Genomic DNA, 13,178 nt, shown 5'->3' on the forward strand with positions numbered 1-13,178 from the left:
GGTTCGCGCAGCGACCCCGACACCCTCACGCCGGCGCGAACCGCCACACCCCTTCGGCATCGCGCGTGCGCCGCAACCTGCCTCCATGCCACAGCGCATGCAGGTGCGCGATCGACTCGCCCATCGCGAAAGTGGTCTGGTGCAAATCCAGTTTGCGCTTGAACAGCACCGGCAGCACATCACAGGCGGAAACCGGCCGCTCGTGCGCGGCCTCCATCACCTCCGCGAGCCGGTCGCGGTGATGGTCATGCAGTTGCCGGATGCGCGCGTGCAGGCCGCGAAATGGCTTGCCGTGCGACGGCAGCACCAGCGTCTGCTCGGGCAACGGCAGGAATTTGTCGATCGAGTTCAGGAACTGCACCAGGGCGTTGCCTTCCGGCTCGAGTTCGTACACGCTCACGTTGGTGGAAATGCGCGGCAGCACCATGTCGCCGCTGATCAGCACCTGCAGCTCCTCGCAATACAGCGCGATGTGTTCCGGCGCGTGGCCGAAGCCGCTGATGCAGCGCCACCCGTGCCCACCGATCGCCACGACGTCGCCGTCCTGCATGCGACGGTAGCGCGGTGGCAGGGCGGGCACCATGCCGCTGTAGTAACTGGTGCGGCCCCGGATCTTTTCCAGCGACTCGGGATCCACCAGCCCGTGCGCGGCGAAGAAGCGCGCGGTGCCTTCGCCGCCGAAGGTGGTGGTGCGCTGCGATGCGATCACCGCCGCGTTGTAGTCGGTGGCGCTGATCCACAGCCGGCATTCGTGCTCGGCTGTGCTCCAGCGCTCGCACAGCCAGTGCGCCAGGCCGATGTGGTCCGGGTGCATGTGCGTCACGATCACGCGCAGGATGGGCAGCCCCTGCAACTCGTTCGCGAACACCTGTTCCCACTGCGCCTTGGCCTCGTCGCGCGTGATGCAGCAGTCCACCACCGTCCAACCCTCGCGTCCCTCCAGGCTGTCGCGCAGCAGCCAGAGGTTGATGTGGTCCAGCGCGAAGGGCAGGGACATGCGGATCCAGCGCACGCCCGGCGCGAGCTCGACCGTGGTTCCCGGCGCCGGCAACGTGTCGCCCAGCGGGTATTGCAGTTCTTGTTCCAGCAGGTTCATGGGCGACGAGTTGACGTTGACGTAAACGTCAGATGTAATCGCCCATTGTAGGCAGGGCCGCCGGCCCGCGCTTTCACCCCGCGTCATCCATGGCTGCTCCGCACTCCCACACGACCTACACCATCGGCGACCTGGCCCGCGAATTCGACCTGACGACGCGCGCCATCCGTTTCTACGAAGACATGGGGCTGCTGCGGCCGGAACGCACCGGCCCCGGGGGGCGCAATCGCACGTACACCCCGCGCGACCGCACCCGGCTGAAGCTCACGCTGCGCGCCAAGCGGCTGGGCCTCTCGTTGACGGAGGCCAAGGACATCATCGACATGTACGACAGCCCGCGCGACACAGGGCCGCAGCTGCGCAAATTCCTCACCATCCTGGCGCAGCACCGGCTGCAGCTGGAGGAGCAGATGGCGGAACTGCAGGCCAACCTGGACGAAGTGCGCACCCACGAGAAGGAGGCACGGGCCCTGCTGGCCCGCGTCGACAAGGAAAAGGTCAGGGCATAATTGACGTTTACGTAAACGTCAATCAGGGAGCTGCCATGGACGCCACCCGCTTCGAACCGCAGGACACCGGATTCGCCGAGCGCGTGCGCACCAGTTTTGCGAAACAGGGCGCCATGCACACCATCGGCGCGACGCTGGGCGAAGTGGCCCCCGGCCGGGTGGTGATCGAGCTGTCCTGGCAGGCAGGCCTGACCCAGCAGCACGGCTTCCTGCACGCCGGCATCGTCGCCACGGCGCTCGACTCTGCCTGCGGGTACGCGGCCTCCACGCTGATGCCCGCCGACGCCGGGGTCCTGACCATCGAGTTCAAGATCAACCTGCTGGCGCCGGCCAAGGGCCAGCGCTTCCGCATGGAAGGCACGGTCTTGAAGCCCGGGCGCACCATCACGGTGGTGGAGGGCCGCGCCTACGCGCTGGACGACGGGCGCGAGAAGCTGGTTTCCACGATGAACGCCACCATGATGGCCATCACCGGCCGCGACGCCATCAAGAACTGAGGAGACACCATGCAGCTACCCGGCCTGAACTTCGGCCTCGGCGAGGACCTGGAGGCGCTGCGCGACACCGTGCACGCATTCGCGCAATCCGAGATCGCGCCGCGGGCGGCGGAGATCGATCGCAGCGACCAGTTCCCCATGGACCTGTGGCGCAAGATGGGCGAGATCGGCGTGCTCGGCATCACGGTGCCCGAGGAATTCGGCGGCGCCAACATGGGTTATCTGGCGCACATGCTGGCCATGGAGGAAATCTCGCGCGCGTCCGCGTCGGTGGGGCTCTCCTACGGCGCGCACAGCAACCTGTGCGTCAACCAGATCAAGCGCAATGGCAGTGAAGCCCAGAAGAAGAAGTACCTGCCCAAGCTGGTCTCGGGCGAGCATGTGGGCGCGCTGGCGATGAGCGAGTCCGGCGCCGGCAGCGATGTCATCTCGATGAAGCTCAAGGCCGAGGACAAGGGCGGCTACTACGTCCTCAATGGCAACAAGTTCTGGATCACCAATGGCCCCGACGCCGACACGCTGGTGGTCTACGCCAAGACGGAGCCCGAGCTCGGCGCGCGCGGCGTCACGGCGTTCCTGATCGAAAAGGGCATGAAAGGCTTCTCCATCGCGCAGAAGCTCGACAAGCTGGGCATGCGCGGCAGCCACACCGGCGAGCTGGTGTTCCACAACGTCGAAGTGCCGGCGGAAAACGTGCTCGGCACGCTGAATGGCGGCGCGCGCGTCCTCATGAGCGGACTCGACTACGAGCGCGCCGTGCTGGCGGCCGGTCCCATCGGCATCATGCAGGCGGTGATGGACAACGTCATCCCCTACATCCACGACCGCAGGCAGTTCGGCCAGAGCATCGGCGAGTTCCAGCTGATCCAGGGCAAGGTGGCGGACATGTACACCATCCTGCAGGCCGCGCGCGCCTACTGCTACACGGTCGGCAAGAACCTCGACGAGCTGGGCAGCGAGCATATCCGGCAGGTGCGCAAGGACTGCGCATCGGTCATCCTGTATTGCGCGGAAAAGGCGACCTGGATGGCGGGCGAGGGGATCCAGGTCTTCGGCGGCAACGGATACATCAACGACTATCCGCTGGGCCGCCTGTGGCGCGATGCCAAGCTGTACGAGATCGGCGCCGGCACCAGCGAGATCCGCCGCATGCTGATCGGCCGCGAGCTGTTCGCAGAGACGATGTGAGCCGACCGTTCAGAATAGTGCCATGCCGACCGCCATCACCGACCTCTTCACCCACAACCGCGCCTGGGCTGCGGACATGGAACGCACGCGTCCGGGCTTCTTCACCAGCCTCACGCAACAGCAGAAGCCCAAGTTCATGTGGATCGGCTGTTCGGACAGCCGGGTGCCCGCCAACCAGATCACGGGCCTCGAGCCGGGCGAAGTCTTCGTTCACCGCAACGTCGCCAATGTCATCGTCCACTCCGACCTGAATGCGCTTTCCACGGTGCAGTTCGCCGTGGAGATGCTGAAGGTCGAGCACATCATGATCGTCGGCCACTACGGCTGCGGCGGCGTCCTGGCGGCGCTGCACGGCACGCGCATCGGCCTGGCCGATAACTGGATCCGGCATATCCAGGACGTGCGGGACCGGCATCGCGGCATGCTGGAGAACATCGCCCCGGAAAAGCGGGGCGATGCGCTGGTGGACCTGAACGTGATCGAGCAGGTGGTCAACCTGTGCGTCAGCACGGTGATGGTGGACGCGTGGGCGCAGAACCAGAAGGTCAGCATCCACGGCTGGGCGTTCGGCGTGCACGACGGGCTGCTGCAGGACCTGCACATGACGGTGGACAGCACCGGCAACATCGAACCGGTGTACCGGGCCGCGGTGGCCGCCGTGATGGCGAAACACAGGTGAGCCATGTTCCCGCAGCGCCTGGACTCGCCGCAAGCCTATGAGATCGCCCGGGCGATGCTGGACGGGTTCAATCGCCACTACCGGCTGTTTCGCACCGAGTCCGCGCTCGCCAAGCAGCGCTTCGAGCAAGCGGACTGGCACGGGCAGCAACGCGCCCAGCGCGAACGCATCGAGTTCTACGACCTGCGGGTGAAGGAGGCCGTGGCCCGGCTGGAACAGGAGTTCAATGCCGGCGCCCAGCCGATGGACGTGTGGCACCAGGTCAAGCTGCACTACATCGGGTTGCTGATCGACCATCACCAGCCGGAGCTGGCGGAAACCTTCTTCAATTCGGTCACCACCAAGATCCTGCACCGCACGTACTTCCACAACGACTTCATCTTCGTGCGGCCGGCGGTCAGCACCGAGTTCATCGAAAACGACGAGCCAGCCGCGGCGCCGACCTACCGCTCCTACTACCCGACGCGCGAAACCCTGCACGACGACATCGTGCGAATGGTCGACAACTGCCGCCTGCAGCGCCCGTTCGAGGACCTGGCGCGTGATGCCGGCCTGGTGCTGGAGGCGATCGCCGCGCGGCTGTCGCACGTCAAGCTGCGCGCCAACTTCCAGGTCCAGGTGCTGTCGTCCGTCTTCTTCCGCAACAAGGGCGCCTATGTGGTCGGCAAGATCATCAACGGGTTCTCGGAGTTGCCCTTCGCGCTGCCCATCCTCCACGACAGGAACGGCAAGCTCTACATCGACGCGTGCCTGTTCGGCGAGGATGAATTGCAGATGCTGTTCTCCTTCGCCCGCGCCTACTTCATGGTGGACATGGAGATTCCGGCTGCGTACGTCCAGTTCCTGCGCTCGCTGATGCCGCGCAAGCCGCGCGGGGAGTTGTACAGCGCCCTCGGCCTTGCCAAGCAGGGCAAGACCTTGTTCTATCGCGACTTCCTCTACCACCAGAAGCACTCCAGCGACAAGTTCCGCATCGCCCCCGGCATCAAGGGCATGGTCATGCTGGTGTTCGACCTGCCTTCGTTCCCCTATGTCTTCAAGGTGATCAAGGACCACTATCCGCCGCAGAAGGACACCACGCGCGAGCAGATCCAGGGCAAGTACCTGCTGGTCAAGCAGCACGACCGCGTGGGCCGCATGGCCGACACGCTGGAATACAGCGCCGTGGCGTTCGCGCGCGAGCGCTTCGAGGACGACCTCATCGCGGAGATCCGCGAATTCGCTCCCAGCCAGCTGGAGATCAGCGACCGTGACGGCGACGGGCAGGAGGAGGTGATCATCCGGCACCTCTACATCGAGCGACGCATGATCCCGCTGAACATCTACCTGCAGGAGGCCTTCGAAGCCGGCGAGCGGGGGCAGGTGGAGCACGTCGTGGTCGAATACGGCAACGCCATCAAGGACCTGGTGGCCGCCAACATCTTCCCCGGCGACATGCTGTGGAAGAACTTCGGCGTCACCCGCAACGGCAAGGTCGTGTTCTACGACTACGACGAGATCGAGTACCTGACCGACTGCAATTTCCGCAAGGTGCCGCCGGCGCGCACCGAGGAAGAGGAGATGTCCGGCGAGGTTTGGTACAAGGTCGGCCCCAGGGATGTCTTCCCGGAAAGCTTCGGCCCCTTTCTGCTGGGAAATCCGGCCGTGCGCGAGGTGTTCATGAAACACCATGGCGACCTGCTCGACCCCGCCTTCTGGCAGGGCCACAAGGACCGCATCCTGGCCGGCCACGTGCACGACGTGTTCCCCTACGAGCGCAGCAAGCGTTTCACGCGGCCCGGGCAGGATGCGCCCCGCCGCGTGCCGAAAGTGGTCTTCCAATGAGCCCGCAATGGCGCGAGTACTGGGAGGTCGCGAGCTTCATCGTGACGGCGCTCGGCCTGCCGTTCGCGATCGCGTTCTTTGCCTGGGAGCAGCGCAAGGAGCGCGACAACGAGGAGGAGGAGGGCTACCAGCTGCTCTCCGATGCCTACAACGATTTCCTCAAGGTCGTGCTCGCCCATCCGGACCTGCACTTGCGAACGCAGGAGCCGCTGCCCGATCCGACGTCCGAGCAGCGCGAGCGCATGCTCGTCATCTTCGACATGCTCATGTCGCTGTTCGAGCGTGCCTTCCTGGTCGCGTACAGGGAGGACATGAGCGAGACCGAGCGCCGCCGCTGGAACAGCTGGGACGACTACATGCGCGAATGGTGCCGCCGCGAGGATTTCCACAATGCCTTGCCGCTGCTGCTCAGCGGTGAGGATCCCAAGTTCCAGGAGTACATTCGCCGCGTTGCCGAAGCAGAGCGCGGCCCTTCTTTCGTTTCGATTTCAAAGGAGTGAACACCATGGCTGAATCCATCGTCATCGTCGGCGCAGCCCGCACCCCCATGGGCGGCTTCCAAGGCGACTTTTCCGGCTTGTCCGCGCACGATCTCGGCGGCGCCGCGATCAAGGCGGCCGTCGAGCGCGCGGGCATTCCGTCCGACGCGGTCGGCGAGGTCCTGTTCGGCAACTGCCTGATGGCCGGGCAAGGGCAGGCGCCCGCCCGCCAGGCCGCGTTCAAGGGCGGGCTGCCCAAGAGTTCGGGCGCCGTGACACTGTCCAAGATGTGCGGCTCCGGCATGAAGGCCGCCATGTTCGCGCACGACATGCTGCTGGCCGGCACGCACGAGATCATGGTGGCCGGCGGCATGGAGAGCATGACCAATGCGCCGTACCTGATGCTCAAGGGCCGGGGCGGCTACCGCATGGGCCACGACAGGATCTACGACCACATGATGCTCGACGGCCTGGAGGACGCGTACCAGGCCGGCCGCTCCATGGGCACCTTCGGCGAGGAGTGCGCGGCCAAGTACAAGTTCACGCGCGAGGCGCAGGACGCCTTCGCCACCGCATCGGTCCAGCGCGCCAAGAAGGCCACCGAGTCCGGCGCGTTCGCAACGGAGATCACCCCCGTCACCGTGAAGGACCGCGCCGGTGAACGCCTCGTCTCCATCGACGAGGGGCCGGGCAAGGTGAAGCTCGACAAGATTCCGCAGCTCAAGCCCGCCTTCAAGAAGGACGGCACCATCACCGCTGCTTCCAGCTCCTCCATCAACGACGGCGCCGCGGCGCTGGTGATGATGACGGAGAGCACCGCCAAGCGCCTGGGCGTCAAGCCGCTGGCCCGCCTCGTCGGCCACGCCACGCATGCGCAGGAGCCGGAGTGGTTCACCACGGCGCCGGTCGGCGCCACGCAGAAGCTGCTGGCCAAGACGGGCTGGAAGGTCGCGGACGTCGACCTGTGGGAAGTCAACGAAGCCTTTGCCGTGGTGCCGATGGCGCTGATGGAGGAACTGAAGGTGGCGCACGACATCGTCAACGTCAATGGCGGTGCCTGTGCGCTGGGCCATCCCATTGGCGCCTCCGGCGCCCGCATCATGGTCACGCTGCTGCATGCGCTCAAGGCGCGCGGCGGCAAGCGCGGCATCGCCACGCTGTGCATCGGCGGCGGCGAGGGCACGTCGGTGGCGCTGGAGCTGATCTGACCACCGTCCTCGTCATTGGCGCCTCGCGCGGCATCGGCCAGGAGTTCGTGCGCCAGTACCGCGCCGCCGGTGATCGCGTGATCGCCACGGCGCGCGACGACGAGGGGATAGCGGCGCTGCAGTCGCTGGGCGCGCAGCCGCTGCGCCTGGACGTCACCGATGCCGCCAGCATCAGCGGCCTGGGCTGGCAGCTCGACGGCGAGAAGATCGACGTTGCCCTGTATGTGGCGGGCGTCATGTCGCGCGGCGGCGCCACGCAGCCGCCCGCGCGCGAGGAATTCGACCACGTGATGCGCACCAACGTGTGGGGCGCGATGCAGGCGATCCCGCAGGTCGCCCCGCTGGTCGCGGCGGGGGCAGGCAAGTTCGTCTTCATCAGCAGCAAGATGGCGCACATCGCCGGGGTCGACTCCAGTTACGGCTGGGTGTACCGCGCCAGCAAGGCGGCGTTGAACATGGCCGTGGCATCCGCGCAGGCCGACTATCCGAACGCCTTGCTGGTCGCCATGAGTCCCGGCTGGGTGCAGACCGACATGGGCGGCGCCGGCGCCCCGCTGACCGTGCAGGACAGCGTGGCTTCCATGCGCAAGGCGATCGCGGCGCTCACCCGCAAGCAACGCGGCGCTTTCCTCGAACACGATGGCCGGCCGTTCGCCGGCTGGTAACCCATGCTGCTGAATCCCGACCAGGAAATGATCCGTGACGCGGTGCGCGCCTTTGCCACCGAGCAGCTATGGCCCAACGCGGCGCTTTGGGATCGCGAACACACTTTCCCCAAGGAGGCGCACCAGGGACTGGCGGCGCTTGGGGCGTACGGCATCTGCGTGCCGGAGGAACTTGGCGGCGCGGGCCTCGACTACCTGACGCTGGCCATCGTGCTGGAAGAAATTGCCGCGGGCGACGGCGGCACCAGCACCGCCATCAGCGTCACCAACTGCCCGGTGAACGCGATCCTCATGCGCTACGGCAACGCCGCGCAAAAGAAGAAGTGGCTCACCAGGCTGGCCCAAGGCGAACTGCTGGGGGTGTTCTGCCTCACCGAGCCGCACGTTGGCAGCGATGCCTCTGCGCTGAAGACGACGGCGGCGAAGCAGGGTGACCACTACGTGCTCAACGGCGTCAAGCAATTCATCACGAGCGGCAAGAACGGACACCTTGCCGTGGTGATCGCCGTCACCGACAAGGGGGCCGGCAAGCGCGGGATGAGCGCCTTCCTGGTGCCGACCGACACGCCCGGCTACGTGGTCGCGCGGCTGGAGGACAAGGTCGGCCAGCATTCGAGCGACACCGCGCAGATCAACTTCGAGGACTGCCGCGTGCCGGCGGAAAACCTGATTGGCGAAGAAGGCGAGGGCTACCGCATCGCCTTGTCCGCCCTGGAGGGCGGCCGCATCGGCATCGCCGCGCAGAGCGTCGGCATGGCGCGCAGCGCCTTCGACGCGGCGCTCCAGTACGCCAAGGAGCGCCAGAGTTTCGGCACGGCGATCTTCAACCACCAGGCGGTCGGCTTCCGCCTGGCCGACTGCGCGACGCAGATCGAGGCGGCGCGGCAATTGATCTGGCACGCGGCGGTCTTGCGCGACGCCGGCCGGCCGTGCCTCAAGGAAGCGGCGATGGCCAAGCTGTTCGCCAGCGAGATGGCCGAGCAGGTGTGCAGCGCCGCGATCCAGACGCTCGGCGGCTACGGCTACGTCAACGACTTCCCGGTGGAGCGCATCTGGCGCGACGTGCGCGTGTGCCAGATCTACGAAGGCACGTCGGACGTGCAGAAGATCCTGATCCAGCGAGCCTTGGCATGAGCCGCCGGGCCGCCCCAAGGCGAATCCCGCAGCGCGTAGCGCGGAGGGTAGTCCACTGAGCGGTGCGGCGCGGGGAGATGCCGCGCAGGTGACCGCCGAAGGCCCGTGCCCGTGCGGCGGGCGCGACGCGCGCCAGCGTCCGCGACCGTTCGCGCGCTGCTGCGGCCCCTTGCTGGCCGACTTCGACCATGAACCGGCGCCCGACGCCGAAGCGCTGATGCGCTCGCGGTACTGCGCCTTCGTGCTCGAGGATGGCGACTACCTGCTCGCAACGTGGCACCCGTCCCGCCGCCCGCCGTCACTGGCATTCGAGCCGGGGCTGAAGTGGCTGGGGCTCGAGGTGCGCGATCACCGCGTGGTGGACGCAACGCACGCCGAGGTGGAGTTCCTGGCCCGCTCCCGCCTCGCTGGCCGCGCGCAGCGCCTGCATGAACGCAGCCGCTTCGTGTGCGACGATGGGCGCTGGTACTACCTCGACGGAGATCTCAAGTGAAGCAGCGTTACGACGCGGTGCTGTTCGACTGCGACGGCGTGCTGGTGGACAGCGAGGGCATCACCAACGGCGTGCTGCGCGACATGCTGGAAGAGCTCGGCTGGACCTTGTCGCGCGAGGAGTGCATGCGCCTGTTCGTCGGCAAGGCCGTCAAGGATGAGCGCGAACTGATCGAGCGCCGCACCGGCCGCCCGCTCACCGAGGAATGGTTCGCGCGTTTCCGCGAGCGCCGCAACGACGGCCTCGTCGCGCGGGTGGAGGCGATCCCCGGCGCGGTGGACGCAGTGGCCGCATTGAGCTCACGCTTCCAGGGGCGCATTGCCTGCTGTTCCGGCGCCGATCGCTTCAAGGTCGAACTGCAGTTGCGCAAATGCGGGTTGATGGATTACTTCGAGGGACGTGTCTTCAGCGGACACGAGACGCCGCGGTCCAAGCCGTTCCCCGACGTTTACCTCGCCGCGATGGAAGCGCTCGGCGTCCGGCCCGAGCGCTGCGCAGTGGTCGAAGACACGGTGACCGGCGTGACGGCGGGGGCGTCCGCAGGCGCCACCGTCTTCGGATACAGCCCCCCTGAAGCGGGACACGACGCGCCGGGTGCGCTGCGGGCCGCGGGGGCGGGGCAAGTCTTCACGTCGATGTCCGAATTGCCCGGCCTGCTGGGCTAGCTCGCACGTTGTAAGCTTCTTCCTACAGGAACTGCTCAACTGCACCACCCATAATTGGCTTCCATTTACCGGCCCTGACAAAACCATGACCAAAGAAACCGAGGCCTTGCACCAGCTGCTGGGCCGGTACCAAGACCAGATCCTCGCCGAGTGGCTGCAGGAGGCGGGCGCCGCATCCACGCGCCTGACCGACGCCACGCGGCGCGCGATGCGTGGCGAAGCGGAAGAGATCCTCGGCGCGGTCCGGCCGGCCCTGCAGTCCGGGGCGGACCCGGACAACTTCGAGGCGCCTGCGTGGAACGGCGTGCGGCAGGCGCTGGAGGGCTTGTCACGCTCGCGCGCCGCGCAGGGGCAGGGCGCCGGCGACACCAGCGTGTTCGTGCTGGCGTTCAAGCGTCCGCTGTTTTCCGCAATCCAGCGGGACATGGCCGGCCAGGCGGAAAGCCAGATGGCGGCCGTCTGGGCGATCACCACCATGGTCGATCGCATGGCGCAGTGGACGGTCACCACCTACCAGCAGACGCGCGAAGAAATCATCAAGCGCCAGCAGCAGGACTTGCTGGAACTCTCCACGCCCGTCATCAAGCTGTTCGACGGCGTGCTGGCGGTGCCGATGATCGGGACGCTCGATTCGGCGCGCACGCAGGTGGTGATGGAAACGCTCCTGCAGCGCATCGTCGACACCGGCTCGACGCTGGCCATCATCGACATCACGGGCGTGCCCACCGTGGACACCCTGGTCGCGCAGCACCTGCTGAAAACCGTCAGCGCGATCCGCCTGATGGGCGCCGAATGCATCATCAGCGGCATCCGGCCGCAGATCGCGCAGACCATCGTGCACCTGGGCATCGACCTGCACGGCATCGCCTCCAAGGCCACCCTGGCCGACGCGCTGGAGCTGGCGATGGCGCAGCGCGGCTACGTCGTCTCGCGCGCGAAATAGGACGCCGATGTATCGCATTCCTATCCTGCAGATGGGCCAGACCCTGCTGGTCACCATCCAGGTCGACATGCAGGACCAGATGGCGATGGCCCTGCAGGACGACCTGGCCAACAAGATCGCGGTCACCGGCGCCAAGGGCGTGATGATCGACATCTCCGCCCTCGAGATCGTCGACTCCTTCGTCGGCCGCATGCTGGCCAGCATCTCCGGCATCTCGCGCATCCTCGACGCGACGACCGTCGTCGTCGGCATGCAGCCGGCCGTGGCGATCACGCTGGTCGAGCTCGGGCTGTCGCTCGAAGGCGTGCGCACTGCGCTCAACGTGGAGCAGGGCATGAACCTCCTGGCGGCTGGCCGCAAGGAGAAGCCTCTTGCCCGCTGACGACTCGGTAGCGACAACGGGCTCCGTTCCGCTGCGCAGCGAAGAGGACATCGTCTCCAGCCGCCAGAAGGTGCGCATGCTGTCGCAGCAGCTGAAATTCTCGCTGGTCGACCAGACCAAGATGATCACCGCCGCCAGCGAGCTGTCACGCAACACCCTGATCCACGGCCACGGCGGCGCCATGCGCTGGGAGCTGCTGGACGACGGCCTGCGGCGCGGGCTGCGGCTGCACTTCGAGGACGAGGGGCCGGGCATCCCCGACGTCAAGCTGGCGCTCACCGACGGCTGGACCTCGAAATCCGGCATGGGGCTGGGCCTGCCCGGCAGCAAGCGGCTGGTGCATGAATTCGAGCTGGAATCCACGCCGGGCGCCGGCACACGCGTGAGCATCACCCGGTGGAAATGATCCAAGGCAGTTTCCACACCGCCTTCCCCATCGGCGACGCCAGCCGGGTGGGCGAAGCAAGGCGGCATGGCGCGATGCTCGCGTACGACTGTGGACTGGACGAAGTGGAGGCGGGCCGGCTGGCGCTGGTCGTGACCGAAATGGCCACCAACCTGTTGCGTCATGCGCGCCAGGGGCGCTTGCTGCTGGCGTCGCGCCCCGGCCGATCCGAGGTGGAAGTGATCGCCATCGACGAAGGCCCCGGCATCGCGAACATCGAGCGCTGCATGAACGACGGGTTTTCCACCGGAGGCACTTCAGGCACGGGCCTGGGCGCGGTGCGCCGGCTGTCACAGCATTTCGACCTGCACTCCAGCGTACCGGGCGGCACCGTCGTGGTGGCGCGCGTGCGCGGGGCGCGTCATGCGCAGACGGGCATGGCGGAGGCGCTCGTCGGTGCGGTGGCCCTCCCCGCACCGGGAGAGCAGGTCTGCGGTGACGGCTGGTCCTTTGCGCTGGAGGGCAACGAGATCGCCATCATGGTGGCCGACGGCCTGGGCCACGGGCCGGAGGCAGCGGACGCCTCCCGCGCCGCGCTGGAGATTTTCGCGCAGGACCCGCTCGCCGGCCCGCGCGTGCTGATCGAGCGCGCGCATGCGCGCCTTCGCTCCACGCGGGGCGCCGCCGTCATGGTGCTGCATGCCGATGCGGGCGCCGGCACGGTGCGCAGCGCCGGCGCCGGCAATGTCGTCGGACGCCTGGTTTCAGGGACCAGCGACCGGACGATCCTCACCCAGAACGGCACCGCCGGCCTCACCATCCGCACGCCCGAAGAGGTCCGGCACGACTGGCCCCCACATGCGTTGCTGGTCGTGTGCACCGACGGCATCGAAACGCGCTGGCGACCGGAAATCCTGGCGCCGGTGCTCGGCCGCGACCCGGCGCTGGCGGCGGCGATTCTGCTGCGCGATCATTGCAGGGGACGCGACGACGCAACGGTGGCCGTCGTGCGGCGGGCCCATTGACCATGG

At 67.1% G+C, this 13,178-nt stretch carries 16 protein-coding genes; 15 read left to right on the forward strand and 1 reads right to left on the reverse strand.

The features are described from left to right. Window positions 1-25: 25 nt before the first annotated feature. Entirely contained in the window at window positions 26-1,096 is a 1,071-nt protein-coding gene (locus tag WG902_RS21800) for an MBL fold metallo-hydrolase (RefSeq protein ID WP_340062315.1), read from the reverse strand. An 89-nt stretch (window positions 1,097-1,185) separates the two neighbouring features. Here WG902_RS21800 and WG902_RS21805 point away from each other — a divergent pair, with 89 nt between their 5' ends. The 15 genes from WG902_RS21805 to WG902_RS21875 all read left to right on the forward strand — a co-directional run bounded on the left by WG902_RS21805 (window position 1,186) and on the right by WG902_RS21875 (window position 13,172). Then, window positions 1,186-1,605: a MerR family transcriptional regulator gene (locus WG902_RS21805; RefSeq protein ID WP_340062316.1), complete on the forward strand. Its 420-nt coding sequence runs from the start codon at window positions 1,186-1,188 to the stop codon at window positions 1,603-1,605. Window positions 1,606-1,640: 35 nt separating this feature from the next. Continuing rightward, a complete protein-coding gene (locus WG902_RS21810; RefSeq protein WP_340062317.1) occupies window positions 1,641-2,102 on the forward strand; it encodes a PaaI family thioesterase in 462 nt (153 codons plus the stop codon). Between the two features lie 9 nt (window positions 2,103-2,111). Then, a complete protein-coding gene (locus tag WG902_RS21815) occupies window positions 2,112-3,290 on the forward strand; it encodes an isovaleryl-CoA dehydrogenase (protein WP_340062318.1) in 1,179 nt (392 codons plus the stop codon). A gap of 22 nt (window positions 3,291-3,312) precedes the next feature. Continuing rightward, a complete protein-coding gene (gene can, locus WG902_RS21820; protein WP_340062319.1) occupies window positions 3,313-3,969 on the forward strand; it encodes a carbonate dehydratase in 657 nt (218 codons plus the stop codon). Window positions 3,970-3,972: 3 nt separating this feature from the next. Next, window positions 3,973-5,793 (forward strand): bifunctional isocitrate dehydrogenase kinase/phosphatase, encoded by a 1,821-nt coding sequence (aceK, locus tag WG902_RS21825; protein ID WP_340062320.1) that lies wholly within the window; start codon window positions 3,973-3,975, stop codon window positions 5,791-5,793. Continuing rightward, window positions 5,790-6,293, forward strand: a complete 504-nt coding sequence (locus tag WG902_RS21830; protein WP_340062321.1) for a hypothetical protein — start codon at window positions 5,790-5,792, stop codon at window positions 6,291-6,293. Before aceK ends, WG902_RS21830 begins: the two co-directional genes overlap by 4 nt. A gap of 5 nt (window positions 6,294-6,298) precedes the next feature. Continuing rightward, on the forward strand, window positions 6,299-7,480 hold the full coding sequence (locus WG902_RS21835; RefSeq protein WP_340062322.1) for an acetyl-CoA C-acyltransferase: 1,182 nt from the start codon (window positions 6,299-6,301) through the stop codon (window positions 7,478-7,480). Beyond that, window positions 7,477-8,145, forward strand: a complete 669-nt coding sequence (locus WG902_RS21840; protein WP_340062394.1) for an SDR family oxidoreductase — start codon at window positions 7,477-7,479, stop codon at window positions 8,143-8,145. The genes WG902_RS21835 and WG902_RS21840 overlap by 4 nt, the downstream gene beginning before the upstream one ends. A 3-nt stretch (window positions 8,146-8,148) precedes the next feature. After that, window positions 8,149-9,279: an acyl-CoA dehydrogenase family protein gene (locus tag WG902_RS21845; protein ID WP_340062323.1), complete on the forward strand. Its 1,131-nt coding sequence runs from the start codon at window positions 8,149-8,151 to the stop codon at window positions 9,277-9,279. 88 nt (window positions 9,280-9,367) lie between these two features. After that, on the forward strand, window positions 9,368-9,772 hold the full coding sequence (locus WG902_RS21850) for a YchJ family protein (protein WP_340062324.1): 405 nt from the start codon (window positions 9,368-9,370) through the stop codon (window positions 9,770-9,772). After that, window positions 9,769-10,437, forward strand: a complete 669-nt coding sequence (locus WG902_RS21855) for an HAD family hydrolase (protein WP_340062325.1) — start codon at window positions 9,769-9,771, stop codon at window positions 10,435-10,437. Before WG902_RS21850 ends, WG902_RS21855 begins: the two co-directional genes overlap by 4 nt. Window positions 10,438-10,522: 85 nt before the next feature. Beyond that, entirely contained in the window at window positions 10,523-11,380 is an 858-nt protein-coding gene (locus WG902_RS21860) for an STAS domain-containing protein (protein WP_340062326.1), read from the forward strand. Window positions 11,381-11,387: 7 nt separating this feature from the next. Next, window positions 11,388-11,762 (forward strand): STAS domain-containing protein, encoded by a 375-nt coding sequence (locus WG902_RS21865; RefSeq protein WP_340062327.1) that lies wholly within the window; start codon window positions 11,388-11,390, stop codon window positions 11,760-11,762. Continuing rightward, window positions 11,752-12,168 (forward strand): anti-sigma regulatory factor, encoded by a 417-nt coding sequence (locus tag WG902_RS21870; protein ID WP_340062328.1) that lies wholly within the window; start codon window positions 11,752-11,754, stop codon window positions 12,166-12,168. The genes WG902_RS21865 and WG902_RS21870 overlap by 11 nt, the downstream gene beginning before the upstream one ends. Then, a complete protein-coding gene (locus WG902_RS21875) occupies window positions 12,165-13,172 on the forward strand; it encodes an ATP-binding protein (protein ID WP_340062395.1) in 1,008 nt (335 codons plus the stop codon). Before WG902_RS21870 ends, WG902_RS21875 begins: the two co-directional genes overlap by 4 nt. Window positions 13,173-13,178: the final 6 nt, after the last annotated feature.

The organism is Ramlibacter sp. PS3R-8 (assembly GCF_037572435.1).
In the GTDB taxonomy this organism is placed as follows: Bacteria; Pseudomonadota; Gammaproteobacteria; order Burkholderiales; family Burkholderiaceae_C; genus Ramlibacter.

Coding starts and splice junctions, on each gene's coding strand:
- WG902_RS21845 (WP_340062323.1), top strand. CDS start 8,149: ATGCTGCTGAATCCCGACCAGGAAATGATCCGTGACGCGGTGCGCGCC.
- WG902_RS21875 (WP_340062395.1), top strand. CDS start 12,165: ATGATCCAAGGCAGTTTCCACACCGCCTTCCCCATCGGCGACGCCAGC.
- WG902_RS21810 (WP_340062317.1), top strand. CDS start 1,641: ATGGACGCCACCCGCTTCGAACCGCAGGACACCGGATTCGCCGAGCGC.
- WG902_RS21815 (WP_340062318.1), top strand. CDS start 2,112: ATGCAGCTACCCGGCCTGAACTTCGGCCTCGGCGAGGACCTGGAGGCG.
- WG902_RS21860 (WP_340062326.1), top strand. CDS start 10,523: ATGACCAAAGAAACCGAGGCCTTGCACCAGCTGCTGGGCCGGTACCAA.
- WG902_RS21865 (WP_340062327.1), top strand. CDS start 11,388: ATGTATCGCATTCCTATCCTGCAGATGGGCCAGACCCTGCTGGTCACC.
- WG902_RS21800 (WP_340062315.1), bottom strand. CDS start 1,096: ATGAACCTGCTGGAACAAGAACTGCAATACCCGCTGGGCGACACGTTG.
- can (WP_340062319.1), top strand. CDS start 3,313: ATGCCGACCGCCATCACCGACCTCTTCACCCACAACCGCGCCTGGGCT.
- WG902_RS21805 (WP_340062316.1), top strand. CDS start 1,186: ATGGCTGCTCCGCACTCCCACACGACCTACACCATCGGCGACCTGGCC.
- WG902_RS21835 (WP_340062322.1), top strand. CDS start 6,299: ATGGCTGAATCCATCGTCATCGTCGGCGCAGCCCGCACCCCCATGGGC.
- WG902_RS21830 (WP_340062321.1), top strand. CDS start 5,790: ATGAGCCCGCAATGGCGCGAGTACTGGGAGGTCGCGAGCTTCATCGTG.
- aceK (WP_340062320.1), top strand. CDS start 3,973: ATGTTCCCGCAGCGCCTGGACTCGCCGCAAGCCTATGAGATCGCCCGG.